This is a genomic window from Streptomyces hygroscopicus (genome assembly GCF_026168105.1).
Classification (GTDB): Bacteria; Actinomycetota; Actinomycetes; order Streptomycetales; family Streptomycetaceae; genus Streptomyces; species Streptomyces hygroscopicus_D.
In genome coordinates this window covers 34698-56598 of record NZ_LBMW01000040.1, presented here as the reverse complement: position 1 = coordinate 56598, position 21901 = coordinate 34698, and the positions used below count along the sequence as shown (strand labels likewise).

20 protein-coding genes and 1 tRNA gene are annotated in these 21901 nt (G+C 70.9%); 11 read left to right on the top strand and 10 right to left on the bottom strand.

Annotated elements, in window-relative coordinates; all coding sequences use genetic code 11:
• Positions 1-166: 166 nt before the first annotated feature.
• Positions 167-940, top strand: coding sequence for a sulfite exporter TauE/SafE family protein (locus AAW14_RS29910; protein WP_265567355.1), 774 nt, complete (start codon positions 167-169; stop codon positions 938-940).
• 14 nt (positions 941-954) lie between these two features.
• Here AAW14_RS29910 and AAW14_RS29905 read toward each other — a convergent pair whose 3' ends face one another.
• Positions 955-1767, bottom strand: a complete 813-nt coding sequence (locus AAW14_RS29905) for an HAD-IIA family hydrolase (protein WP_265567353.1) — start codon at positions 1765-1767, stop codon at positions 955-957.
• Between the two features lie 86 nt (positions 1768-1853).
• Here AAW14_RS29905 and AAW14_RS29900 point away from each other — a divergent pair, with 86 nt between their 5' ends.
• Positions 1854-2600 carry a cobalt-precorrin-6A reductase gene (locus AAW14_RS29900; RefSeq protein WP_265567351.1) on the top strand — a complete coding sequence of 249 codons (747 nt, stop codon included), beginning with the start codon at positions 1854-1856 and terminating at the stop codon, positions 2598-2600.
• 80 nt (positions 2601-2680) lie between these two features.
• Here the strand turns inward: AAW14_RS29900 and cobF are convergent, their stop codons facing one another.
• Positions 2681-3469, bottom strand: a complete 789-nt coding sequence (gene cobF / locus AAW14_RS29895; RefSeq protein ID WP_265567349.1) for a precorrin-6A synthase (deacetylating) — start codon at positions 3467-3469, stop codon at positions 2681-2683.
• A gap of 90 nt (positions 3470-3559) precedes the next feature.
• Complete coding sequence (locus tag AAW14_RS29890) at positions 3560-4075, bottom strand: DUF309 domain-containing protein (protein ID WP_265567347.1); 516 nt, start codon at positions 4073-4075, stop codon at positions 3560-3562.
• Positions 4076-4174: 99 nt separating this feature from the next.
• Between AAW14_RS29890 and AAW14_RS29885 the strand changes: the two genes are divergently transcribed.
• Positions 4175-4248, top strand: a tRNA-Pro gene (locus tag AAW14_RS29885).
• A 93-nt stretch (positions 4249-4341) separates the two neighbouring features.
• On the opposite strand, the gene AAW14_RS29880 is transcribed toward AAW14_RS29885, so the two are convergent.
• Both AAW14_RS29880 and AAW14_RS29875 read right to left on the bottom strand, forming a co-directional pair.
• Complete coding sequence (locus AAW14_RS29880; protein ID WP_265567345.1) at positions 4342-4908, bottom strand: cysteine hydrolase family protein; 567 nt, start codon at positions 4906-4908, stop codon at positions 4342-4344.
• A gap of 117 nt (positions 4909-5025) precedes the next feature.
• Positions 5026-5916 carry an LLM class F420-dependent oxidoreductase gene (locus AAW14_RS29875; protein ID WP_265567342.1) on the bottom strand — a complete coding sequence of 297 codons (891 nt, stop codon included), beginning with the start codon at positions 5914-5916 and terminating at the stop codon, positions 5026-5028.
• 287 nt (positions 5917-6203) lie between these two features.
• On the opposite strand from AAW14_RS29875, the gene kstD reads away from it, so the two are divergent.
• The 4 genes from kstD to AAW14_RS29855 all read left to right on the top strand — a co-directional run bounded on the left by kstD (position 6204) and on the right by AAW14_RS29855 (position 10674).
• Positions 6204-8006, top strand: coding sequence for a 3-oxosteroid 1-dehydrogenase (gene kstD, locus AAW14_RS29870; RefSeq protein WP_265567340.1), 1803 nt, complete (start codon positions 6204-6206; stop codon positions 8004-8006).
• A 98-nt stretch (positions 8007-8104) separates the two neighbouring features.
• Positions 8105-9325, top strand: a complete 1221-nt coding sequence (locus AAW14_RS29865) for a hypothetical protein (RefSeq protein WP_265567338.1) — start codon at positions 8105-8107, stop codon at positions 9323-9325.
• 112 nt (positions 9326-9437) lie between these two features.
• Entirely contained in the window at positions 9438-9875 is a 438-nt protein-coding gene (locus AAW14_RS29860; protein WP_265567336.1) for a cold shock domain-containing protein, read from the top strand.
• A 58-nt stretch (positions 9876-9933) separates the two neighbouring features.
• Positions 9934-10674 (top strand): thioesterase II family protein, encoded by a 741-nt coding sequence (locus AAW14_RS29855; protein WP_416223396.1) that lies wholly within the window; start codon positions 9934-9936, stop codon positions 10672-10674.
• A gap of 33 nt (positions 10675-10707) precedes the next feature.
• Here AAW14_RS29855 and AAW14_RS29850 read toward each other — a convergent pair whose 3' ends face one another.
• Entirely contained in the window at positions 10708-11850 is a 1143-nt protein-coding gene (locus AAW14_RS29850; RefSeq protein WP_265567332.1) for an XdhC family protein, read from the bottom strand.
• 144 nt (positions 11851-11994) lie between these two features.
• On the bottom strand, positions 11995-13092 hold the full coding sequence (locus tag AAW14_RS29845; protein ID WP_265567329.1) for a prephenate dehydrogenase: 1098 nt from the start codon (positions 13090-13092) through the stop codon (positions 11995-11997).
• A 251-nt stretch (positions 13093-13343) separates the two neighbouring features.
• On the opposite strand from AAW14_RS29845, the gene AAW14_RS29840 reads away from it, so the two are divergent.
• From AAW14_RS29840 to AAW14_RS29825, 4 genes are read left to right on the top strand one after another with little or no spacing between them, the layout of a single operon-like run.
• Positions 13344-14306, top strand: a complete 963-nt coding sequence (locus AAW14_RS29840; RefSeq protein ID WP_265567327.1) for an alpha/beta hydrolase — start codon at positions 13344-13346, stop codon at positions 14304-14306.
• Positions 14299-15471 (top strand): acyltransferase family protein, encoded by a 1173-nt coding sequence (locus AAW14_RS29835; RefSeq protein ID WP_265567326.1) that lies wholly within the window; start codon positions 14299-14301, stop codon positions 15469-15471. Before AAW14_RS29840 ends, AAW14_RS29835 begins: the two co-directional genes overlap by 8 nt.
• Before the next feature lie 10 nt (positions 15472-15481).
• Positions 15482-16789: a sensor histidine kinase gene (locus AAW14_RS29830; protein WP_265567324.1), complete on the top strand. Its 1308-nt coding sequence runs from the start codon at positions 15482-15484 to the stop codon at positions 16787-16789.
• Positions 16786-17457: a response regulator gene (locus tag AAW14_RS29825; protein WP_265567322.1), complete on the top strand. Its 672-nt coding sequence runs from the start codon at positions 16786-16788 to the stop codon at positions 17455-17457. The genes AAW14_RS29830 and AAW14_RS29825 overlap by 4 nt, the downstream gene beginning before the upstream one ends.
• Positions 17458-17537: 80 nt before the next feature.
• Here AAW14_RS29825 and AAW14_RS29820 read toward each other — a convergent pair whose 3' ends face one another.
• The 3 genes from AAW14_RS29820 to AAW14_RS29810 all read right to left on the bottom strand — a co-directional run bounded on the left by AAW14_RS29820 (position 17538) and on the right by AAW14_RS29810 (position 21758).
• Positions 17538-17963 (bottom strand): cold-shock protein, encoded by a 426-nt coding sequence (locus tag AAW14_RS29820; RefSeq protein ID WP_265567321.1) that lies wholly within the window; start codon positions 17961-17963, stop codon positions 17538-17540.
• A gap of 309 nt (positions 17964-18272) precedes the next feature.
• Positions 18273-19163 (bottom strand): transcriptional regulator, encoded by an 891-nt coding sequence (locus AAW14_RS29815; protein ID WP_265567319.1) that lies wholly within the window; start codon positions 19161-19163, stop codon positions 18273-18275.
• 1089 nt (positions 19164-20252) lie between these two features.
• A complete protein-coding gene (locus tag AAW14_RS29810) occupies positions 20253-21758 on the bottom strand; it encodes a peptide MFS transporter (protein WP_265567318.1) in 1506 nt (501 codons plus the stop codon).
• Positions 21759-21901: the final 143 nt, after the last annotated feature.

Genomic DNA, 21901 nt, shown 5'->3' with positions numbered 1-21901 from the left:
TACGGCAATGGGGCCGGGCGTGTCAGCAAAGGCGCAGGCCTACGTCAACGGGGGTGGCGGCCACGGACATTCAGGAGGAGCCGGGCTGCCGAGGAAGTCCGCCACGGGCCATCCGGCGAGACGGTTCTTACGTGACCGGATGTATGGACATAGCATCGGTCCCCGCATGAACACGATGACGCTCTGGAACATGTCCCCGTGGGGGTTCGCCGCGCTGGCCGTCGCGGCGTTGCTCGTCGGCTTCTCCAAGACGGCCGTTAGCGGCGCCAACACCGTCAGTCTTGCGATCTTCGCCGCCGTCCTGCCCGCCCGCGCCTCGACCGGCGTCCTGCTGCCCCTCCTGATCGTCGGCGACATCCTCGCCGTCCTCACCTACCGGCGGCACGCCCACTGGCCCACCCTGTGGCGCCTGTTCCCGGCGGTCGGGGCGGGTGTTGTCCTCGGCGCACTGTTCCTGGTGTGGGCCGACGACGGGATCGTACGGACGTCGATCGGCGCGATCCTGCTGCTGATGGCGGCCGTCACGGTGTGGCGCCGCCGGACCGGCGACCGGAGTGCACAACCCGACGCGGTGGCCACGCGCGCCGGTCGCGTCAAGGCCCGCTCCTACGGTGTCCTGGGCGGCTTCACCACGATGGTGGCGAACGCGGGCGGCCCAGTGATGTCCCTGTACCTTCTCTCGGCCGGCTTCCGCAAGCTCGGCTTCCTCGGCACCTCGGCGTTCTTCTTCCTCATCGTCAACGTCTCCAAGGTGCCCTTCAGCGCGAGCCTCCGCCTGATCGACGGCCGCTCACTGCTGCTGGACGCGGCGCTCGCGCTCTTCGTGGTGCCGGGGGCGATGATCGGCAAGTGGGCGGTGAACCGGATCAACCAGCGTCTGTTCGAGCAGCTGGTGATCGCGGCGACGGTCGTCGGCGCCGTCGAGCTGCTGCTGCGCTGAGCCCGGTCGGCCGACTACCGGAGCAGTGCGGGCAGGTCCGCGAAGGAGTCGAGGACATGGTCGGGTTCGCCGCTCGCGGATCGATGGGTCTCCGGCAGGTACTTGCCGGTCCTGACGAGCACTCCGGTGACACCGGCGCGCTGTGCTGCGAGGACGTCGGACTCGATGTCGTCCCCGATCATCAGCGCCTGGTCGGCACGGACCCCGACATGAGCCAGCGCCGCCTGGAAGAAAGCGGGCGAGGGTTTGCCGGTGACCTCGGCCTGCGTATGTGCGGCCTCCTCCAGTCCGATGAGGAACGCCCCGGCGTCGAGCTGCAGACCGCGGTCCGTGCGCCAGTACAGATTGCGGTGCATGGCGACCAGCCGGGCACCCTGCTGGAGATGGCGGAAGGCACGGTTGAGCGCCGCGTAGTCGAACTCGGGACCGGCGCCGCCGAGGATCACGACGTCGGGGGCGGTGTCGGTGTCGGCGCCGCCGGTGCCCTCGCCGCCCTCAACGGCTTCGGTGACGGTGACTCCGACGAGGTCCTCCTCGACGTCGCCGCTGTTGAGCAGCGAGCACCGCGCCCCCGGGCAGCGGTCGGCGAGGTACGCGGCGGTGACGGCGGGCGCGGTGAGGATGTCCTCGACGGTCACCGGGAATCCGGCCGCCGAGAGGGTCTCCGCGATCCACGCGCGCGTGCGGGACGTCGTGTTCGTGAGCAGCGCGACGGCGAGGCCGGAGTCACGGATCTCGCGCAGCGCCTCCACCGCGCCGGGCAGGGGCTTCCACGAGACGGTGAGGACCCCGTCGATGTCGATGAGCACGGCACGCACTGCATCCATGTGAGGACGATAACGAGCACCGTGCCCGGCCGCCGCCCGGCGGGCGGGACACAGGGGGAGCCGGGTCGCCCCGTACCCTCGACGTCATGTCCCCGCACGTCCTGGTCCTCGGCGGCACCACCGAGGCACGCGAACTGGCCACGTCGCTGGCCGCGCGCTCCGGCGTGCGGGTGACCACCTCCCTGGCCGGGCGGGTGTCACGGCCGGGGACCCTCGACGGCGATGTGCGCGTCGGCGGCTTCGGCGGCGCGCAGGGGCTGGCGGACTGGCTGCGCGAGCACCGCGTGGACGCCGTGGTCGACGCCACGCATCCCTTCGCCGTGGGCATCACGAGGAACGCGGCGTGGGCCGCGACGGCCACCGGTGTCCCGGCCGTGGTGCTGCGCAGGCCCGGCTGGAGCGCGGGCCCCGGCGACCGCTGGCACGAGGCGGCCTCACCGGCCGACGCTGCGGCGCTGCTGCCCCCGCTCGGCCGACGTGTCTTCCTCACCACCGGCCGACTCGGCCTCGGGGCCTTCGCGCACCTGACCGACCTCCACTTCGTCATACGGTCGGTGGAGCCGCCCGCGCCTCCCATGCCTCCCGACGCGGAGGTGCTGCTGGCCCGGGGGCCGTTCACGGTCGAGGGCGAGAGTGCGCTCCTGCGCGAGCACGACATCGACGCGCTCGTGACGAAGGACAGCGGGGGAGCCGCGACGGCGGCCAAACTCACGGCCGCGCGTGAGCTGGGGCTTCCCGTGGTCGTCGTACGCCGCCCGCCCCTGCCGGAGGGCGTGACCGTCGTGCCGGACGTGCCCGGGGCGCTGGCCCGGCTGGGGCTCAGCCCCCGCTGACGAGGCGTTCCATGCCGTACGGGCCTGACCCGACGGACGCGACGCTTTCACCACCCCGACGCGGCCGCTCGGCGCAGCGGTCATCCGGTCGCGCCGCCCTCGCCCCGTGGGCGCCTGCGCAGCAGATACGTGTCCATGATCCAGCCCTTGCGCTCTCGCGCCTCGGCCCTCACCCGCCCGATGTGCTCGGCAGTCTCGGCGAGGGGGCCGGAGGCGAGGATCTCGTCCGGCGTGCCGATGTACGCGCCCCAGTAGATGTCGATGTCCTGGTCCGTGTACTGCCGGAAGGTCTGGTGCGCGTCGAGCATTACGACCACGTCGTCCACCCCCTCGGGGAAGCCTTCCGCGAGGCGGCGGCCCGTGGTGATCTGGACGGGCCGGGCGACCCGGTTGAGCCCAGTGCGGTGCCTGGCGACGAGCGCCGAGACGCTGCTGATGCCGGGCACGACGTCGTACGAGAACGGCACCGTGCCCCGCTCCAGGACCTCCTCCAGGATGCCGAGCGTGCTGTCGTACAGCGCGGGGTCGCCCCACACCAGGAACGCACCGGTCTCGTCCCCGCCCAGCTCCTCGGCGATCAGCCGCTCATAGATGTCGGCGCGCGCCGAGCGCCAGTCGCCGACGGCGGGGGAGTAGGCGGAACCGCCCGCGGACCGGTCGCGCTCGGGGTCGCGCGCCTCGACCATGCGGTAGGTCCCCTCCCGTACATGTGCGTCGAGAATGTCGCGGCGCAGCTGGACCAGGTCCGACTTCACCTCGCCCTTGTCGAGGATGAAGAACACATCCGTGTCCTTCAGCGCCTTGACCGCCTGCAGGGTCAGGTGGTCGGGGTCGCCCGCCCCGATGCCGATGACATGAATCTTTCGCACGCCCAGAGTCTGCCGTACGCCCCTGACAACCCGCACACGCCCCTGCCGCGACCCGTCTCGGATCCGGCTCCGGGCCCCGCCCTCCGGCCGCTACCCGCGCAGCCGCGGAGCCCACTCCCGCGCGTCGACCGCGGTCGCCTCCCCCTCCACGACCGTGGCCAACTCCCGTGCCCACGAGGCCAGTTCCGCAATCTCGATGCCGTACGGCCGGGCCTGTCCCGCCCCGGCCGCCCACTCCTCGACGGCCCCGCCGCCGCGCCGCAGCAGCCGGGCGCCGCCGGTCCTGTTGCCGCGGGCCGCGTGCGTGAGGCCGACAGCGAGCTGGGCGAGCCCGCGCCACAGGGCGCGCTCCTCGCCGGGCCCCGACTTCCAGGCGTCCTCGAAGACCTCGTGCGCGTGAAACGGCTTCCCGGCGTCCAACAGCACCTGCGCCTCGGCGACGGTGTCCTCCGGGGTGCGTACGACTCCCTCCGGCTGGCGCGCCACGCCCTCCGAGCCGTACGGCAGCGGCCGCCCCAGCCCGTCCCGTGGCCGCGTGCTGCGGGCCCGTCCCTCCGCGTCCCGGTCGCGCCCCCCGCCCGACCTGCTTCCAGATGCCTCGCTCATACCCCGATTGTCGCGCGCCCCCGCCCGCTTCGGGGCAGCCACGGGTGTGGGGTAGAGTTCTGTCCGCGCGATCACGCGGATCACCGCGGCAAAGCGCACCGGGACGTGGCGCAGCTTGGTAGCGCACTTGACTGGGGGTCAAGGGGTCGCAGGTTCAAATCCTGTCGTCCCGACGGTGTGAAGGGTCTTCGCAGGCAACAGCCTGGAGGGCCCTTTTCGCATGCCGTGCCCGCTGCGGAAGGGCCTGGTGAGGCCCTCGCTGTGGCTCAGTCCGCGTCGGGTGCCGCGAAGGTCACCTCCTCCGTGTCGACGGTCCCCGCACGGCGCCCGGGCGCGGTCTGCCACCTCCAGTACAGATTCGTGTGGGCGATGACCTGCTGAGGAGCCGGCGCGCCGTACTCGCTGAGGTCCTCCGTCGTGTGCGCGTCGCCCACCAGCGTCACGTCGTATCCCCGCACGAAGGCCCCGTGCAGGGTCGCGCGGATGCACGCATCGGTCTGGGCGCCCGTGACGACGAGCCGGCCCACCCCGCGTTCGGCGAGCACCGCCTCCAGCCCGGTGTCCTCGAACGAGTCGAAGTAGCGCTTGGGGACCAGCGGCTCGGCGTCCAGGCGCACCAGGTCCGGCACGTACTGCCAGCTCTCGCTGTCCGGTTTGAGCTCGTCGCTCGAGTGCTGCACCCAGACCACGGGCACGTCCTCGGTGCGGGCCCTGCCGACCAGCGTGTTGATGTTCGCGATCACGCTGTCCCGGTTGTGGGAGCCCGCCACCACGCCGTTCTGGACGTCTATGACGAGCAGCGCGGTGTGCGGTCGGTTCGGCAGGGTCGTCATGGAGGCTCCCATCGGTGGTCGCGGATCCTGTGCCGACTCCCACACTAGGACGGGGTACTGACATCGACAGGGCCAGGCAGGTTCAACCGGCGCGCGGTACGCCCGGCACCCAGGCCGTCAGCGCAGCAACTCCGCCAGGCGGCGCCAGGCGGCCCGGGGAAGCTCGTCAGGGTCCCCGTCGCCGACCACCTGGACGGCCACGTGGTCCGCCCCCGCCGTGTGGAAGGCCTCGAGGCGTTCCCGGATCCGGTCGTCGTCGCCCCAGGCGAACAGCGCGTCGACCAGGCGGTCGCTGCCCCCGTCGGCGAAGTCGCCCTCGGTGAAGCCGAACTGGGCGAGGGCCTTCGTGTAGTTCGGCAGCTGCAGATAGAGGGCGAGGCTGCCGCGGGCCTTGGTCCGGGCGCTGTCCGGGTCGCGGTCCAGGACGACCATCGCCTCCGGCGCGAGCAGCGGTGACGGACCCAGGATCTCGCGGGCCCGGGCGGAGTGTTCGGGCGTGACCAGGTACGGGTGCGCGCCGGCGGCGCGGTCGCGGGACAGCTCCAGCATCTTCGGCCCGAGCGCGGCCAGGACGCGGCGCACGGCGGGCACCCCGGCGGCGTCCAGGGCGTCCAGATGGGCGACCATCGCGGAGTACGGGCGGCGGTACTGTTCCGCCAGTTTGGCGTGGCTCACCCCCAGACCGAGCAGGAAGCGCCCGGGGTGCGACTTGTCCACTTCGGCGAAGTGCGCGGCGGTGTCGGCCGCCTCGTACTGCCAGATGCTCTGGATGCCCGTCGCCACCACGAGGCGCGAGGTCGCCTCGAGGAGAGGCACGGCGTGGCGTACATGGCTGCTGCGGCCCAACCATGCCGCGCCGAACCCGAGTTCCTCCAGTTCGGCCACGGCCTCCGCCAGTTCGCTCTGCCTGGCCGGGTCCTCCGAACGCAGTCCGACACTCCAGATGCCGTACCTCCCGACGGTCTCCTTGAGGGAGACCGTGGCGTCCGTGCTCGTAACGTCGCCCATCCGTGGGATCCTTTCGCTTTCCATGCCGTGCCTGCCCGTGGATCACTTGATCACAGCTGTGCCCAACGGGCGGCCGACGCGGCGTATTCCACGCCGGACGTCCTCCCCGCGGAGTCACCTGGCAGCCATGACCACACCCCTTGACTTCACAAGACCCCCGCGCGACATTCCCTGACGCTGCATCAGGAGTGGGCTGTCTCCGGGAGCACCGCACAGCGCCGGGAACACTCGCGGAGCACCGCACCGCCTCACCGCCGTACCGCCCCTCGTCACCGGAGCGATCTGCCATGCCCCCAAGCACGGACCCCGCGAGACGTACCGCACTCCCCGCGACGGCCGTCCCGTCGCGCCGACAGGTACTCGGCGCCGCCGGTGCCGGACTCGCCCTCGCGTCCGGGCTGCCGGGGGCCGTCGGTGCGGCACGGGCGGCCGACCTGCCCCCGCTCGGCACGTACGACGTCGTGGTGACCGGCTCCGGCGCCGCGGGCATGACCGCCGCGCTGACATCCGCGCACCAGGGGCTGAGCTGCGTCGTCGTGGAGAAGGCGGCCACCTTCGGCGGCTCGGCGGCTCGCTCCGGCGCGGGCATCTGGATCCCCAACAACTCCGTCATCCTCGCCGCGGGTGTCCCGGACACCCCGGCGAAGGCCGCCGCCTACCTCGCGGCGGTCGTGGGCCCGGACGTCTCCGCCGAACGACAGCAGGCCTTCCTCGACCGCGGGCCCGACATGATCTCGTTCGTGATGGCGCACAGCCCGCTGCGCTTCCGCTGGATGGAGGGGTACAGCGACTACTATCCCGAACTGCCCGGCGGACTGCCGAACGGCCGCTCGATCGAACCCGACCAGTTCGACGGCACCATCCTCGGCGCCGAACTCGCCCACCTCAACCCGCCGTACATGCCCGTCCCGGCCGGCATGGTCGTCTTCAGCGCCGACTACAAGTGGCTCACCCTGGCTGCCGTCAGCGCCAGGGGAGCCGCAGTCGCCACCGCATGCCTTGCCCGTGGCACCAAAGCCGCGCTGCTGGGCCAAAAGCCCCTCACCATGGGGCAGTCGCTGGCCGGGGGCCTGCGCGCGGGGCTGCTCGCCGCCAATGTGCCCGTATGGCTGAACACCCCGCTCACCGACCTGTACATCGAAGGCGGAGCGGTCACGGGGGCGGTGGTGACCCGCGACGGCACACCGGGTCTGATCCGGGCACGGCGCGGGGTCGTCGTCGGCTCCGGCGGCTTCGAGCACAACGCCTCCATGCGCGAGCGGTACCAGCGGCAGCCGGTAGGCACCGAGTGGACGGTGGGTGCCCAGGAGAACACCGGCGACGGCATCCGGGCGGGCGAGCGGGCCGGTGCCGCGCTCGATCTGATGGACGACGCCTGGTGGGGCCCGGCGATTCCGCTGCCCGGGCAGCCCTACTTCTGCCTCGCCGAACGCACCCTGCCCGGCGGTCTGTTGGTGAACGCCTCCGGCGCCCGGTTCGTCAACGAGGCCGCGCCGTACAGCGATGTCGTGCACACCATGTACGACCGGAACACCACCGACCCGGACATCCCCGCCTGGCTGATCGTCGACCAGAACTACCGCAACCGGTACCTCTTCAGGGACGTCGCGCCCGTCCTGCCCCTCCCCGATGCCTGGTACGACTCCGGCGCCGCACACAAGGCCTGGACCCTGGATGCCCTTGCCGGGCAGATCGGCGTGCCCGCCGCGGCGCTGCGCGCCACCGTCGGCCGCTTCAACTCCCTTGCCCTCGGCGGCAAGGACCCCGATTTCCACCGCGGAGACAGCGTGTACGACCACTACTACACGGACCCCGCGGTCACACCGAACTCCTGTCTTGCACCCCTGTGGCTGCCCCCCTACTACGCTTTCAGGATCGTCCCGGGTGACCTCGGCACCAAGGGCGGAATGCGCACCGACGCCCGGGCGCGCGTGCTGCGCCCCGACGGCTCGGTGATCACCGGTCTTTACGCGGCCGGTAACGCCAGCGCCGCGGTCATGGGCCACAGTTACGCGGGCGCGGGCTCGACGATCGGTCCGGCGATGACCTTCGGGTACATCGCCGGGTTGGACCTCGCGGCGGGGGAGTGAGGGCCGGCTCGTACCCGACAGGGGCGCAAAGCCGTAGCAACGGTTCATATAGGCTGCTCGCTTCGGTTCCCACAGCCCGAGTGCCCCGGAGAGTACCCGTGACCGTAGCGTTCGTCCCGGCCGATGCGGCCGGTTCGCCCGGCGAGGAGAAGCCCGCAGCCGGAACGTCGGCCGACGGCATGTCCGCCATCGAGACGGCTTCCGCCAACGAAGGGTTCTGGGTCGAGCCCGGAGCGGCCGGCGGGACGGAACCGTCCACGGCAGGGCCCGACGTCACCGGGGCGCGGGACGTGACCGAGGCACCGGACATGGCCGCGGCGCTCGAGGTGGCCGAGGTGGTCGCCCGTGACGCCCGTGAGTTCGGCGTGTACGCGCGCACCGGTGGCTGGGCCTTCGCCCTGAAGGTGGCGCGCAGCGTACGGCCCGGCGGGCAGTCGGCGGGGGAGACCCCGAAGATCTCCGCCAAGAGGTTCGCCGAGCTGGCGGGGTGCTCACCGGAGCGGGTCATGCGCTACTACAAGGCGTGGGACAAGGCCGCCGACGACGGACTCGTCCCGCACTTCGAGATCCTCGTCCCGGGCCAGGAGATCGAACTGCCGGACTCCGACGCGTGGCTCTCGTACTACACCTCCCGTTCCGGCGCCGCCTCGGAGCGCGGCACCGCCATCGCGGCGGCGGCCGAGGCCGAGGGCATCCGGCCCACCAAGGCACTGGAGGTCGCCGAGAACCCCACCGCGCTGCGGGCCGCCATCCTCGCCGACCCCGCCACCGCCCGGGCCGCGCGGGCCGCGCTCCTCGACCGGCTCAGGGAGGACCCGGTCCTGCAGACGGAGCTGGCCCGTGACATCGCCCGTACCGACGAGCTGAAGAAGGCCGTGGCCGGCGAGACCCGGGCGGCGGACCGTATCGGCTATGTGCGGCAGATCGTCGAGAACGGGCAGGTCAGGACCCCGGCCGGGCAGACGATCGACGCACCCGTCGGGCTGCGCGAGGAGGCCGAACGCCATCTGTCCCTCATCGACGAGCTCGACGACGGTGAAGACGCCGGGCAGTGGGCCTCGGAGGCCTACGACACGGTGAAGGAACTCGTCGTCCAGGCCGTCGAGGCCGACCCCGAACTGCGCCTGCGGGAGCGCCGTACGAAGCTCTACAGCAGCCTGCAGCGGGCGACGAAGGTCTTCGAAGAGCTGACGTTCGAGGACGTGGACGATCTCGACGACCTCTACGAGGACGACATGCTCCAGCGCCTGGAGGAGCTCCAGGCGGCCGTCGGCACCTGTATCGCGGCCCTCCGCAAGGCGGCACCCGCACAGTCGTGACACGCGGCAGGACCTCGCGGAATTCGGTGGAGCTCGGTAGGTTCGCTGTCGAGGCGCGCCGTGGGGCAGCGCCTCGGTTTGTGGTTGCTGTGTTGTGAGAGGTGCGTCAGCTGTGTTGATGACAGGCAAAGTGCTGCGTTTTGACGAGGTGCGTGGTTACGGCTTCATCGCTCCCTTGGAACCGGGCGAGGACGTCTTCATGCACGCGAACGATCTGCTCGACGAGAAGTACCTGTATCAAGAGGGAAGCGAAGTCGAGTTCTTCAGGGAGATGGGCGAGAAGGGCCCGAAGGCCTCGCAGATCCGTCTCGTCTACCAGCCGTCCACGAACCGGATCCCCGGCCGCCCGGCCGTGCCGGGCCAGGCGGCGGCGGGCACGCCCGGCGAGTCCGCCGGAGCCGAGGGCAGCGCCCCGGGCGCCGCACAGTTCCGCTCCGAACTGACCGAAGTGCTGGTCGAGTCGGTCGACACGCTGACCGCCGCCCAGATCAAGCAGATCCGCGGATGCGTCGTCGAACTGGTCCGGGCCAGGGGCTGGCTCGCTCCCTGATGAACGAGCACGACATCAGGGACCGTGGAAAAGCCCCCGATCAGGGATGGATCACATCGTGACAACGGCCTCTTCGACCGATCTGTGGGTGCGCCGCTACCACCCCGCACCGACAGCACCCACCCGCCTGGTGTGCTTCCCCCACGCCGGCGGCTCGGCGAACTTCTACTTCCCGTTCTCGGCGGCCCTCGACGGAGTGGCCGAGGTGGCCGCCGTGCAGTATCCGGGCCGGCAGGACCGCCACACCGAGAAGGGCATCGAGGACATCGCCGACCTCGCGGATCAGGCATACGAGGCCCTGCGCCCCTGTGCCGACCGGCCGTTGGCGTTCTTCGGGCACAGCATGGGCGCCGTCCTGGCCTTCGAGGTCGCCCGCCGCTTCGAGCGGGACGGCCAGGAGCCGGTGCGTGTGTTCGCCTCAGGACGCCGCGCGCCCTGCACCCACCGGCCCGACAGCGTGCACCTGCGCGACGACGACGGCATCATCGCCGAGATGCGCAGGCTGAACGGTACCGAGCCCCGGCTTCTGGTCGATGACGAACTGCTGCGCATGGTGCTGCCCGCCCTCCGCAGTGACTACACCGCCATCGAGAACTACCGGGCCGAACCCGGCGCGACGATCGCGAGCCCGGTCACCGTGCTCACGGGCGACGCCGATCCGCGTACCTCCCTCGACGAGGCGCGGGCCTGGAAGCAGCACACCACGGGCGACTTCGACCTCAGGGTCTTTTCCGGGGGGCATTTCTATCTCACCGAACGTGCCGCCGAGGTGATCGAGGTGGTGAGGGCCCGTCTCTGACGGCCTGACATGCCCCGTCCTGGTTGCCGTGAGTCAGTGCGCGGCCACAGGCCCGGGGCCGGGCGGGTCGTGGTGGATCGTGCTGGAGGCGCCGGTCAGACGTGCGCCGCTGCCGCCATGAACGGTGGCGACGATCTCGGCGCCGATGGACAGGGCGGTTTCCTCCGGGGTGCGCCCGCCGAGGTCGAGTCCGATGGGGGAGTGGAGGCGACCGAGTTCCGGCTCGGTGACACCGGCCTGACGCAGTTTTCGGACACGGCCCTCATGGGTGCGGCGGGAGCCCATGGCGCCGACGTAGGCGACGGGGAGCCGGAGGGCGCGCGCGAGGAGCGGGACGTCGAACTTGGCGTCGTGGGTGAGGACGCACAGCACCGTGCGGCCGTCGACCTCCGTGGACTCCAGATAGCGGTGCGGCCAGCCGACGACGACCTCGTCGGCCTCCGGGAAGCGGGTGACCGTGGCGAACGCCGGCCGGGCGTCGCACACGGTGACGTGGTAGCCGAGGAACTTCCCGACCCGCACCAGCGCGGCGGCGAAGTCGACCGCGCCGAACACGATCATGCGCGGCGGCGGGACGCTGGACTCCACGAGCAGGGTGACCGGCTGCCCGCACAGCGAGCCGTCCGCGCCGACGGTGATGCTGCCCGTGCGGCCCGCCTCCAGCAGTGCGCGGGTCTCGGCCGCCGCGGTGCGGTCCAGCTCAGGGCGACCGCCGAGGGAACCTTCGGGTGGCCCGTCCGGGCGTACGAGCAACGCCCGGCCGAGCAGCTCGGGCGGCCCGTCGGCGACACGGGCCAGGGCTGCCGTGGATCCGTCCGCGGCAGCCGCCAGAGCGGCTACGAGGACCTGGCGGTCGGGTCGGTCGGCGTGCACCGGGGTGACGAGGACGTCGATGACTCCGCCGCAGGTCAGACCGACGGCGAAGGCGTCCTCGTCGCTGTAGCCGAAGCGCTCCCGTACGGTGCCGCCGTCCTGGAGCGCCTGCCGGCACAGCTCGTACACCGCACCCTCCACGCACCCGCCGGAGACCGAGCCGATCGCCCTGCCGTCGGTGTCCACGGCCATGGCCGCGCCCGGCGGCCGTGGTGCACTGCCGCCGACCGCGACGACCGTCGCCACGGCGAAGTCCCGACCTTCCTCCGCCCAGCGGTGCAGGTCGGTGGCGATGTCGAGCACGGCGTTCTCCGGGGGTGACGGATCCGGGGGATCGGTGTGCCGTCGAAGTGATCCCCCCATTCACCTCATATCACCCAAATTAACAGAACAGTGGACCCTTGCCGACGGACCGATGTTCCGCCGGATCGACGGGTGTGACACCGGTCAGCGCTGCCGCCAGCCCTGTGCCTGAAGAGCTTCGCTCAGGGGCGCAGCCCGGCCGGGGGCGACGCTGATGTGGGCCAGGCCGGCGGGCTGGCCGGTGGCGTGCTCGATGCGGATGTCCTCGACATTGACGCCCGCCCGGTCGGCGTCCTTGAACAGCCGCGCCAGCTCGCCCGGCTGATCTCCGATCATGACGGTCACCGCCTCGAACCGCTCGGGCCGGGTCCCGTGTTTGCCGGAGATCCGCGCACGCCCCCGCTGCCCCTTGCGCAGCATGTTCTCGACGGTCTCGGCGCCACTGCGGCGCTTGGCCTCGTCCGTCGTGGCGATCGAGCGGAGCCCCGCGACCATCCGCTCCAGGTCGGCGCCCAGTTCCTCGAGCAGGTCGGCCACCATTCCCGCGTTGGCGCTCAGGATGTCCAGCCACAGCCGGGAGTCGGCCTCCGCGATTCGGGTGAGGTCCCTCAGGCCCGGCCCGGCCAGGCTCACCGCGCGCTCCCCGGCGTTCTCCAGGCGCATGGCCACCAGGCTCGCGACGACATGGGGCGCATGGGAGACCAGCGCCACCGCCCGGTCGTGCGCGGCGGCCTGCATCACCACCGGCACCGCGCCGCACAAGGCCACCAGCTCCAAGGCCATGTTGAGTGTCTCGGTGTCGGTGTCCGCCGTGGGGGTGAGCGCCCAGGTACGCCCCTCGAACAGATCGGCCCGGGCCGTCAGCGGGCCGCTGCGCGACGCACCGGCCATCGGATGACCGCCTATGTAACGGGAGGTGTCGCAGCCGAGGGCGATCACGTCATGCTGCGGCTCCGCCTTGACGCTCGCCACATCGGTGTAATGCCGCGCCACGCCCTCCGCCTGTGCGTCCGCCAGCACCCTGCCGACCAGCGGCGGTGGTATCGCCACGATCGCCAGATCCACAACTGCGCCCGGTGGTTGCGCCGTTCCGGCACCCAGCGCCGCCGCCGTCCGTACCGCTCCCGAGTCCACGTCCCGAAGGTGCACGCTCACGCCGCGCGCTCGCAGAGCCAACGCCGCCGAGGTGCCCATCAGTCCCGTACCGATCACCAATGCGGTGTGCATAACGGCAGGCTCCATCCCGTCGGTTGCCCGGCCCGTCGGGACCTTAGACGGCCGATACAGCCGGACGAAAGCTCGCACTGGGCCTGAACGCGTCATCCTGCCGATGTACGAGGGGATCGGTGCCGACCGGCCCGCCTCCTACCCGTAGTACTTCAGAGCTACCCGGACGGTTCGATCCCCGGCTGGACGCCGATGACCGTGCGCCATCCGTAACTTCGGTGCCGGAAGTACGACACACCTCGGGTACGGAAGGACTCCCGCTGGCCATGGCGCCCCACCCCCGCACGAGCCGCCTGCGCCGAGCGCTGCTCGCCGCCTTTGTCACCGCTTCGGTGGCCGTGCCGATATCGGGCGCGGCCACGCCGGCTGACGTACCGGCGTCCGCGCCGACCGTCAGGGGCCCGTTGCGCACCGCCACTCCGGCAGCCCTGACCGAGCGGTACGCGGCGACCCGGGCCGACATGAGGGCTGCCGCACGGATGGCCGAGGACCACGGCGACAGGAAGCGGGCGGACGCACTGCGCATCATGGCCGGCCCGGCACGTCACTTCCTCTCCTTCGACGGCCGGAACGGGGGCCGCAGCGTCGAGGTCTTCGGCAACCTCTCCCGGGCCGAGCGGCTGGCCGTGCTGGTCCCCGGCGCGGGCATCAGCGTCGACAACTACTGGCGGTTACGGAAGGGTGCCCTCGCACTGCTGGGTCAGCTGGGCGACCGGACCGCCGTCGTGGCCTGGCTCGGATACCGGACCCCGGTCACGGTGAGCGTGCCGGCGGCGACCTCGGGCCGGGCCGAGGTCGCCGCATCCGAACTCCGCGTGTTTCTTGCCGCGTTGGGCGAGCTCAGGCCCACGGCCCGCACTTCCCTCGTCTGCCACTCCTACGGCACCGTCGTCTGCGCCCATGCCGCCTCCGGGTTGAGGATCGCGGACATCGTCCTGTACGGCAGCCCCGGCACCGGTTACGACAACGTCGCCGCGCTGCACACCAGGGCCACCGTCTGGGCGGCCCGGAGCAGCGGCGACTGGGTCGCGAACGTCCCGCACACCAGGCTCCGACTGCCCTTCGTCACCGTCGGATTCGGAACCGACCCGGTCTCGCGCGAGTTCGGCGCCAGGGTCTTCGCGGCGGGTGTCGGTACCCACAGCGACTACCTGAAGCCAGGCTCCGAGCCGCTCAGGAACATCGCGCGGATCGTGAACGGCCAGAATCCGGAGGCCTCTCATGCGTGACATCGTCCGTCGGATCGACGCCGCGACCCCTCCCGACCGCGACCGTGCCGTCGACGCCCTGCGCGGCCTCGCCATCCTCGGCGTGGTGCTCGGCCACTGGCTGGTGACCGCCCTGGTCACCGACAGCGGCACCCTGCACGGCGCCAGCCCGCTCCAGTACATGCCGCAACTCACGCCGATCTCCTGGGTGTTCCAGACCCTCGCGGTCTTCTTCCTGGTGGGCGGGCAGGTGGGCGCGAAGAGTTACGCCGTCGCCCGCGCCCAAGGCACGACCTATCCGCGGTGGCTCGGTACCCGCATTGCGCGGCTGTTCCGGCCGGCCGCCGTCCTGCTTCTGGTGTGGACCGTCGCGGTGGTCGTGATGCTCGCGGCGGGGGTCGACTGGGTGACCTTGTACACCCTGTGCAAGCGGGTACTGTCCCCGCTGTGGTTCCTGCTGGTCTTTGCGGGCCTGACCGCGGCGACGCCGCTGGTGGCGAAGTTGCATCCGCTGTGGCCGCTCGCAGTCGTGCTGCACATCGACCTCATCCGGTTCGGACTGCACGGGCCCGACTGGCTCAGCAACGTCAATGTGGCGGCCGGCTGGCTGGTCCCGTACTGCCTGGGTGCGGCCTGGGCCCGCGAGGGCCTGCACAACCGCGCGACCGGCTGGACCCTGCTGCTGGGCGGCGCCGCCGTCACCACCGGGCTCATCCTCTGGGCCGGCTACCCCGCGTCCATGGTCGGCGTGCCGGGCCAGCAGATATCCAACCTCGACCCGCCCAACCTGGCCTCCGTCACCTTCGGTCTCGCCCAGTGCGGCGCGGCACTGCTGCTGCTCGGCCCGCTGCGGCGGGTCCTCGCACGGCCGGCCGCCTGGGCGGCGGTGGCGCTGGTCAACCTCTCCGCGATGACCATATTCCTGTGGCACCAGACGGCGATGATGGCGGTCACGGCGCTCGGGCTGCTTGCCGGCAGGCCCCTGCCCGGGCTGCACACCGTGCCCGACAGCGCGGTCTGGGTGTTCGCGAGGCTGGCCTGGCTGCCCGTGTTCGCCGTCGCGCTCCTGATCTGCTGGGCCGCGTTCCGGACGTACGAGCACGGAGGGGCGCGCGGCGGCGGCCGCGTGGGCCGCGTGGTACGTCAGGGGCGTCCCGCGCCGTCGGAGCTGACTCGACGCGTCTAGGGTGGTTCTCGTGAAGGAGGCGGGGGCGGGGGAGAGGATCGCGGCGGCCGTGCGGACCGTGCCGCGGACCCTGCGCAGGGACCTCTGGACGGCCGACTCCGGTCCCCGCCCTCGGGGGCGTCGGCCGCGCTGGCTGTCGGCGCTCGAGCTTTCTCCTCCCGCCCTGTTCGGAGTGTGCCTGTTCCTCATCGACTGGAACCGCTACTTCTACGGCTACCGGTTGGGAGTGCTCGGCGTCCTGGTCGCCGTCGGCCAGTCAATGCTGCCCGTTCTGGCGCTCCACCGCCCGATCCCGGCCTGGTGCACATCGATCCTGATGCAGCTGGCGCTCGTGGTCGCTGGGCTCGCCGTCGGCGGCACCGCTGTCGGCGGACATCCGACCTGGTCGGGTCTCGAACTCGCGCTGCAGGCATGGGTGCTGTTCCTGGTCGCTCTGCGGTCCCGGCCCCGGGTCGCGGTCGAGGCGCTGTTGATCAGTGTGGCGACGGGCCTGCTCTCCGTCCTCGCCTGGGGCTACGAAGGCTGTGCCATCCTCACCGTCGCGGTCCTCGCGATCGCCACGCTGGTCGGCTCCGCGCTGCACGGCCGCGATGTGGCACGTAACCAACTGGTCGCACAGGAGGAACTCACCGCCGAGGAGCGGGCCCGGCGCACACTGCTGGAGGAACGCGCCCGGATCGCCCGCGAATTGCACGACGTGGTCGCCCATCACATGTCGGTGATCTCCATTCAGGCACAGGCCGCCCCGCACCTGGTCGAGGACCCGTCCGCGGAGCTGAAGGAGAACCTGGAGAGCATCCGCCAGAACGCCAAGGACGCCCTCACCGAACTGCGTCAGGTGCTCGGTGTCCTGCGCTCCGAGCACCCCGAACCGGACGTCGAGCGGCACGTTCCGCAGCCCACCCTGGACCGGCTGGACGAGCTGGTCGACAACGTGCGCGGTGCCGGGCTCACCGTCACGACCCGGACCACCGGGGAGCCCGTGCGACTGACGCAGGCCATCGAACTGTCGGCGTTCCGTATCATCCAGGAGGCACTGAGCAACGCGATGCGGCACGCGCCCGGTGCGGAGGTTCGGGTCGGTCTCGACTACCGTGCGTCCGACATCCTGATCCGCGTGATCAACACCGCGTCGGCCCTGCCCGACCTGATGTCCCCGGGCAGCGGACACGGGCTGCTGGGGATGCGCGAACGCGCCGCGACGCTCGGTGGCGGCGTGGCTTACGGTGCCACTGCCGAGGGGGGCTACGAAGTGACCGCCGTGCTGCCCCTGCGGTTACCCGCCGGACCCTCCGACCCCGTAGAGGACACCGCATGACGACCATCCGCGTGCTGATCGCCGACGACCAGATGATGGTCCGCCAGGGCCTGACGGTGTTGCTCAACGCCGAGCCCGGAATCGAGGTCGTCGGACAGGCCGTGGACGGGATCGATGCCGTCGCCAAGGCCGCCGAACTCGACCCCGACGTCGTACTGATGGACATCCGGATGCCCCGGCTCGGGGGTGTCGAGGCGACACGCCGCATCACCGCGCCCGTCGGCGCCACCACCAGGGTCCTCGTGCTGACGACGTTCGATCTCGACGAGTACGTGTACGAGGCGCTGCGGGCGGGCGCCTCCGGGTTCCTGCTCAAGGATGCGTCGGCGACCGAACTCGCCTACGCGGTACGGGTGGTGGCGGCCGGGGAGGCCGTGCTCGCACCGAACATCACCAAGCGCCTGATCGCCGAATTCTCCCGGGAGAGGGACGCGCCTCGCGCTCCCCTCAAGGGCCGTGCGGGCAATTTGACGGAGCGTGAGACAGAGGTGCTGGCCCTGATCGCGCAGGGCCTGACGAACGCGGAGATCGCCGAACGCCTCGTGGTTGCCGAGCAGACGGTCAAGACCCATGTCAGCCGGATCCTGGTCAAGCAGAGTCTGCGTGACCGGACCCAGGCGGCGATCTTCGCGTACGAGACGGGGCTGGTGCGCCCGGGCGGCTCCTGAACCGAGGTCACGCGCGGGGACGGATGAGGGAGCCCCGGTGCCGGCGCGGCCCCGGGGCCCCCTCATCGCGTGTGTTCCCGTCAGCCCTCGACCCAGCCGTGCTTCTTTGCGAACTGCAGCAACCCGCTGCGAACCGCGATGATCTGACTGCCCGTCAGAGAAGGCTCCGCCTGCAGCAGCACCTCGGTCACGTCTCCGGTGTACTCGTCGTGGCGCAGCACATCGCACAGGGCGTCGTCGTGGGCCGACTGCCGGCCCGCGGTGGCGGGGGCCGCCGGTGGCGTCACCGGGGTGCCGTCGGCGTTCGTGGCGAGCCGTACCGAAGACGCCTTGGGGCCCCGGTCCCCCTCCTCGATCTCGAATTCGACCGCGACACCGGAACGGACATAGGACTCCGGTATCAGCATGTCGTTCACATGGAGAAAGACGTCCTCTCCGCCGTGATCGGGAGCGATAAAGCCATAACCCCTAGTGCCGTCGAACCGGATCACCCGACCAGCTACCACACCAACCCCCAAACAACGGCGGGCCCCTTGCCCGCATGTACCTGGCTCCAAGATTAGTACGGAGACGGCCGCGACGGCGAAGGGAAGCGGGGTTCGGGCGCGGCTCCGGCGATCTCGGCGACTTCGAGTGCTGTACGAGCCCGTCACGAGAGGTCCGAGAGAGGATGACGCAGCTGTACATTCTGGTGCAGAAGGAGCACTGGGCGCCCATGGTCCGAGCGCCCAGTGCACGGTGAGGAGGGTTTCGTCATTGCCCCGTCATGAGCAAGGAGCGGTGTGCCGACGCAATGCGAAAACCGCCTCGTCGAGCTAGCCGACCGTCCTGTGGGCGAGCGGCCGGTCGCGTTCATCCAGATACTGCGCGAACTTCAGCCAGGTGGCGGCGTATTGGCGGGCGAGACTTCCGACCAGCGGCCCGCAGTGCGGCGGTACCGCGGCGGTCAGGTCGGCCCACTCCGCCGCCGCGTTCTGCTGGAGGAGCCGGAGGAGATGCCGTCCCTCCTCCTTGAGCCGCAGCGAGGGGTCCCGCAGCAGCTTTTCGAGCACCACGCCCGGATTGGGCTGGGCCGGTTGCCCTGCTCGTTCGTGCCTTCGCCGTGCTCCGTCGGAGGCAGAGGCGACACAAGCCCCGTCCTCGGGCCGGGTCTCGGACTCGGTCGCGGGTGCGGAAGCAAGCTCCGAAGCGGGTACTTCGGAGGGCTGGACGGCCTGGGGGCGCGTGGTCGAGGGCAACTCGCCCGCCTGGATGCGCTTGCGAACATCACTCGCCGTGGCCGGTGAGATTCCCGCGATTCGCGCGACCTCGCGCAGCGAGGCCTGAGGGTTCTCGGCCATGACCTCGGCGGCTCGCCACCGGCCCTCCGCGCTACTGAGCGGGCGCACGCGTCCGTCGCGTCCCACGCGTGCGTTCAACTGCGGCATCGAGTCGGTTAAACGGCGCCGGATCGAGGCCACGGCCTTGGCTCCCAGGCCCGACGCGCGGGCGATGGCCCGGTCGGACATGTGTGGATGCGAGGCGATGATCCGTGACGCGGCGGCGCGCCGGTCGGCCTGTGACAACGGCAGGCCGTGCGCGACGTTCGCCTCGACCGCGCGCAGGAAGGCGTCTTCCTCGGAGCCTTCGAAGAATTCGACGTCGATGGTGGCCTGCCCTCGGACCAGGGCGGCCAGAAGACGGTGGGTGCCATCGATCACGCGCATGTCGGACCGGCGGACGAGTATGGCGGGCAGGGGTGCGTCGAGCTCGGCCAGCCGCGCGACGTGCTCCTGGTCGGGCCCTTGGGAGCGCGGAGACTCCCCCGGCAGAAGTGCCGCGATCGGAATGGGTGTGGTGTTCGCCGTACGCGATTCGGCCGGTCTGGAGACGCCGGTCGGACGACTGATGGTCCCGTTCTGTACTGGAACAAGTATCCCATCTTCTAGCCTTTGCACTGATTCACCCCGTTTATCGATACTCATGTGCTGCTTGCCGCGGGATCTCCGCCGTGCTGCACCGTCCCTGCGCTGATCACTGGAGGCGAGGATGGCCCGACGGCGAGGGAGCGTGACATCGGTCGGCCGTCGCGGCGAGGGATCCAACGTGCCGCTGAGGCCCAACAGGTTCGAGAGCACGCCGAGTTCGAGACCCCGCCCCGTGCGCTGCCGGTGCGAACGAGATGTGCCGGTGGGAGGGCAGCCGACGGTGCTTCTGTGCGCCCGGCTCGCCGCGTTGGTGGTCTGCATGATCAACGCAGCGTCGTCGCATCGAAGGACACCGTCGGTTCACCCTTCCGGGAGGTCGTGTCGCACAGTGCTGTTTTCGATCTTGCGCTGCCCCGCGTGATCGACTGTATACGGGGGAGCCGATCGATTGGGAGCGCACTCATGATCATGTCTGGTCGTGACGGTGTCGAGATGTTCAATGCCGGACGTTTTTGATCAGGTCTCTCCGGTTTGTTGATCCATCAAAGAAAAGGGCTCCCGCGGTGGATGACTTCGACAAGCGGCTGTAAAGAACGAATGAAAGTGCGCACCGTTGGTCGCGGATTCGTGTATAAGGGGTCAGTTGCTCTTTGGATCGTTCCAAGTCTTGAGGGCAGGGCGATTGCGCAGAGAGCGGGTGCCGACAGCCCGACCCCCGCGCCTCCGTGTCGGAATCTGAGGGGAGTTGTCTTCACTCAGGAGATGGCACGAGACAACCAAAGGTTCACTTCCCATGGCGCGCCGGTGTGAAGAGTTCGGTCCCGTGGGCGAGAGAGACGGCCCGGGGCGACAAGCCGTCACCCCCTGGCTCCCGCGGACGGGCTGCCGTCACACCCCCAGCCGGCGCGTCAGCGGTCGGCGTGCCAGGAACAGGGCGGCGCCCGCGGCCAGGGTGACCAGTGCCAGTGCGAGGAAGTAGGCCGGGGACGGCGACGCGTTCCCCGACGCCTTCAGCGCGTTGCCGCCGATCCCGCCGCCGAGCGCGCCGGCCAGCCAGAACAGCCCCACCATCTGGCTCACGAACGTGGCCGGTGCCACGGCGGTGGTGGCGCTCATGCCGACCGGGGCGAAAGTCACCTCGCCGACCGCCAGCAGCAGGAAGGCCAGCACCAGCCACAGTGGCGACACCCGGCCGCTGTCCGCCGACGCGGCCTGCCACGCGGCGAGCGCCATCACCCCGAAGGCCAGGCCCGTGCTCAGCATGCCGATGCCGAACTTGACCGCCGTGCACACCCGGTCCCCGGCCCGCTTCCACAGCGCGGCGAACACCGGCGCCGTGATCAGCACGAACAGCGGCACCGCCGACTGGAACCAGCTCGCCGGCACCGTGAGGCCGAACATCGAACGGTCCGTCGACTCCTTGGCGAAGAGCGAGAAGACCGAGCCGCCCTGCAGAAACATCGCGAAGAACAGGGCCGATGCCAGGAACAGCCAGATGTACGTCCGCACCCGGACCCGCTCGGGCGCCGACAGCAGCGGATTGCGCAGCAGCCGCCAGAAGAACACCGTCGGCACCGCCACGGTCAGCAGCCCGACGAGCGCCATGACATGACCGATCCGGAAGGTTCCCCGGGCCGCGTCGACTCCGTACCCGATCGTGAGGACGGCCACGAGCAGTACGGCACCCCACAGCACCCGGATGCGCTCCGCGCGGGTGGCGGCGCGTTCGGGGAACCGGCCGGTGGCGCCGAAGTGGCGGGCGCCGCGCACGTACTGCACCAGGCCCGCGGCCATGCCGGCCGCCGCGAGCCCGAACCCGAGGTGCCAGTTCACGGTCTCACCGGCGGAGCCCACCGCGAGCGGTGCCACCAGCGCGCTGACCTGGACGCTCATATAGAAGATCGCGAAGCCTGCGTCCCGGCCCGCCCGGTCGTGGGGAGCGTAGAAGGCGCTCAGCAGACTGGCCATGTTCGGTTTGAGCAGTCCGGTGCCCAGCGCGATCAGCAGCAACCCCGGGAAGAAGAAACCGCGGCTCGGCACCGCCAGTGACAGATGACCCAGCCCGATCAGGACGCCTCCGTACAGGACGGCGCGGTAGGAGCCCACCAGCCGGTCGCCGATCCAGCCGCCGGGCACCGACGCGACGAAGGCCGCGGCCATGTACAGGCCGTAGAGCATGGTGGCGTCGTCATTGCTCATGCCGAGCCCGCCGTCGGCCTTCGACGCCGTGGCGTACAGGACGAGGATCGCCGTCATCCCGTAGAAGCTGAAACGCTCCCAGACATCGGTGGCGAACAGCGTGGTGAACCAGCTGGGCCTGCCCAGCGGAGGCTGGCGGCGGGCGCTGAGCGGCCGGGCCGGATCGGCGGCCGATGACTGGATCGACGCGGTCATGACTCCTCCATGGAGACGCTCGGGGAGGATGACAGGCTCGGTGCGGCGTGTCGGAGGCCGGTCGAGGACGGCTCGAGGCGGCCCCCACCGGCGCACGTCCGGGTGGTGAGCGGACCGACGGGGGCGGCTCCGCCGTGGCAGCC

Excerpts from the sequence above, each read along its gene's own strand:
- AAW14_RS29910 (WP_265567355.1), top strand. The coding sequence starts at position 167 with ATGAACACGATGACGCTCTGGAACATGTCCCCGTGGGGGTTCGCCGCG.
- AAW14_RS29905 (WP_265567353.1), bottom strand. The coding sequence starts at position 1,767 with ATGGATGCAGTGCGTGCCGTGCTCATCGACATCGACGGGGTCCTCACC.
- AAW14_RS29900 (WP_265567351.1), top strand. The coding sequence starts at position 1,854 with ATGTCCCCGCACGTCCTGGTCCTCGGCGGCACCACCGAGGCACGCGAA.
- AAW14_RS29890 (WP_265567347.1), bottom strand. The coding sequence starts at position 4,075 with ATGAGCGAGGCATCTGGAAGCAGGTCGGGCGGGGGGCGCGACCGGGAC.
- AAW14_RS29880 (WP_265567345.1), bottom strand. The coding sequence starts at position 4,908 with ATGACGACCCTGCCGAACCGACCGCACACCGCGCTGCTCGTCATAGAC.
- AAW14_RS29875 (WP_265567342.1), bottom strand. The coding sequence starts at position 5,916 with ATGGGCGACGTTACGAGCACGGACGCCACGGTCTCCCTCAAGGAGACC.
- kstD (WP_265567340.1), top strand. The coding sequence starts at position 6,204 with ATGCCCCCAAGCACGGACCCCGCGAGACGTACCGCACTCCCCGCGACG.
- AAW14_RS29845 (WP_265567329.1), bottom strand. The coding sequence starts at position 13,092 with ATGGAGCCTGCCGTTATGCACACCGCATTGGTGATCGGTACGGGACTG.
- AAW14_RS29840 (WP_265567327.1), top strand. The coding sequence starts at position 13,344 with ATGGCGCCCCACCCCCGCACGAGCCGCCTGCGCCGAGCGCTGCTCGCC.
- AAW14_RS29835 (WP_265567326.1), top strand. The coding sequence starts at position 14,299 with ATGCGTGACATCGTCCGTCGGATCGACGCCGCGACCCCTCCCGACCGC.
- AAW14_RS29825 (WP_265567322.1), top strand. The coding sequence starts at position 16,786 with ATGACGACCATCCGCGTGCTGATCGCCGACGACCAGATGATGGTCCGC.
- AAW14_RS29815 (WP_265567319.1), bottom strand. The coding sequence starts at position 19,163 with ATGCGCGTGATCGATGGCACCCACCGTCTTCTGGCCGCCCTGGTCCGA.
- AAW14_RS29810 (WP_265567318.1), bottom strand. The coding sequence starts at position 21,758 with ATGACCGCGTCGATCCAGTCATCGGCCGCCGATCCGGCCCGGCCGCTC.